Source organism: Klenkia sp. AC732 (assembly GCF_979256525.1).
In genome coordinates this window covers 1-2,237 of the sequence record NZ_CEEDOS010000087.1, presented here as the reverse complement: position 1 = coordinate 2,237, position 2,237 = coordinate 1, and the positions used below count along the sequence as shown (strand labels likewise).

At 74.0% G+C, this 2,237-nt stretch carries 2 protein-coding genes; one reads left to right on the top strand and one right to left on the bottom strand.

What is annotated here, in order from left to right; all coding sequences use genetic code 11:
- Positions 1-168: 168 nt before the first annotated feature.
- On the bottom strand, positions 169-747 hold the full coding sequence (locus AC0IVP_RS21785) for a hypothetical protein (RefSeq protein ID WP_471759263.1): 579 nt from the start codon (positions 745-747) through the stop codon (positions 169-171).
- 167 nt (positions 748-914) lie between these two features.
- On the opposite strand from AC0IVP_RS21785, the gene AC0IVP_RS21780 reads away from it, so the two are divergent.
- Positions 915-2,081, top strand: a complete 1,167-nt coding sequence (locus tag AC0IVP_RS21780) for an MFS transporter (RefSeq protein ID WP_471759262.1) — start codon at positions 915-917, stop codon at positions 2,079-2,081.
- Positions 2,082-2,237 lie beyond the last annotated feature (156 nt).

Here is a 2,237-nt window from a genome sequence, read left to right as displayed (position 1 = left end):
GGCCTACTTCGCCGCCCGGCACCCCGGAGGCCGGCCGACAGCCCCTCGCCACGATCTGTGGACACCGACCGCACCTGTGGACGAGGACCGCGAGTGCTCCGGACGCACTCGGCCGCGGGACTGCGTCCTCAGCACTCCGCGTGACGCAGTGGTCCCACCAGGCACGGGTCAGGCGACGCGGGGGCCGTGGACCTCCATCTCGTAGTAGGTCTGCCGGTCGGGGGCGCGCATCGTGCCGTCGCAGGCGCCGACCATCCACTGCTCCAACGTCGCGCTCATGTGCTGGACGGTGTCGTTGTGCGCGCAGATGTCGAAGGCGACGACGCCCCGGTCGGCGACGACCCGGTCGATGATCGGCTGCAGGGTCGTGCGGAAGACCAGGCTGCGGCGGACGTCGGGGTGGGTGAGCGTGAAGCCCAGGTAGTAGATGGCGTCCCGCGCGGCGTGGGCGGGGTGCCGGGCGGCGAAGTAGGCCGGCTCGATCCAGGGGACGGCGGTCAGGTCGCCGGTGAAGGTGGTCAGCCCCAGGGCGGTGCCGTCCTCGCCGAAGGCCACGTACTTGTCGATGCGCTCGTCGGCCATCTCCTCGGTGAACTCAGCGGGGGACAGCACGTGCCGGGCCGCGGCCAGGGTGCGCAGCGGCTCGAAGGCGACGCGGTACAGCTCGTAGAAGGAGTCGACCAGGTCGGCGGGGACCGTCTGCAGCCGCTGCACCTGCAGGGGGCGGCCGTGGTGCGGGGTGGTCATCGACGCTCCGTGTCCAGCTCGGGCCACCCGGGACGGCGGCCTCTCCGGTGACTGATCGTGAGGGTCGCCTGCCGTCCGTGGACGGTCCCGCCACGAAAGGATGAACGCCCGCCCGACGCACTCACCCACGGTGATGAGCGATCACGGAGGAGGCCTACGGTCACCCCGTGCGGGGACGCGGAGCGGTCTGGTTGGTCGTCTGGCTGTTCACGGTGGTGATACTCGGCGGGACGGTGCCGGCACCGCTCTACCCGTTCTACGTGCGTTCCCTGGACCTCTCCGAGCTGCAGGTGACGGTGGTCTTCGCCGCCTACGCCGTCGGCACCCTGACGGCGCTGCTGCTGGGCGGCGGCCTGTCCGACCGGCTCGGACGGCGGCCGGTGCTGGCCCTCGCCGTCGGCATCGCGGTCGCGTCGACCGCGGTGTTCCTGCTGGCCCCGACGCTGCCGGGCCTGCTGGTCGCCCGGGTGCTGTCCGGGCTCTCGGTCGGGCTGACCACCGGGACGGCGACCGCTGCCATCGCCGAGCTGCACCCCGACCGGCGCACCGCGACCACCCTGGCGACGGTGGCCAACATGGGCGGGCTGGGCCTGGGGCCGGTCGTCTCCGGCCTGGTTGCCCAGCACCTGCCGGGCCCGACGACCGGGCCCTACGTGGCCTTCCTGGTCCTGCTGCTGCCGGTGCTCGCCCTGCCGCTGCTGCCCGAGACCCGGCCGCGGACCACCGGGCTGCTGGGCGCCGTCCGGCCGCAGCGGTTGTCGGTGCCCCGCTCCGGGCGGCCGAGGTTCGTCGCCGCTGCGGTCGGTGGGTTCGCCGCCTTCGCGGTGCTCGGGCTGTTCACCTCCCTGACGTCGTCGTTCCTGGGGCAGGAGCTGGGCGACCCCGGGCCGCAGACCGTCGGGTTGTCGGTGGCGGTGATGTTCGTGGCCGCGGTCGCGGCGCAGCTGCTGGTGCAGCGGTGGGACCCGGACCGCGCCGCTCTGGTCGGTGCGCTGCTGCTCCCGCTGGGGACGGCGCTGGTCGTCGTCGCACTGGCTGCCGGGTCGCTGGTGCTCTTCCTGCTGTCCGGGGTGGTGGCCGGAGCCGGCGTCGGGTTCTCCTTCCAGTCCGCGGTCGCCCGGGTCGGTGGTCTCGCCTCCCCCGACGAGCGGGCCGCCGTGACGTCGAGCTTCTTCGTGGTGGCCTACCTGGGGATCACGGTGCCGGTGGTCGGGGTCGGTGAGATCGCGACCGCCAGCTCGCTGACCACCGCCGCTGTCGCGCTGGCGGTCCTGGTGCTGGTGCTGTCGGCGCTGGCCGCCGTCCTCGCCCGGCGGCACCCGACCCCCGCCTGAGGGCGGCTGGCCGCACCCCCGTCACCGGGTCTCGGACGCCGTGCCGCGGGTGGCCTGGGCGCCCCAGGGACCCGGGGGCCCTACGGAACGTGACCGGCCGGTTCCACCGGTCCACCCCATCGGAGGACGTCCGCCCCCGTGCCTGGAACCCCTTGG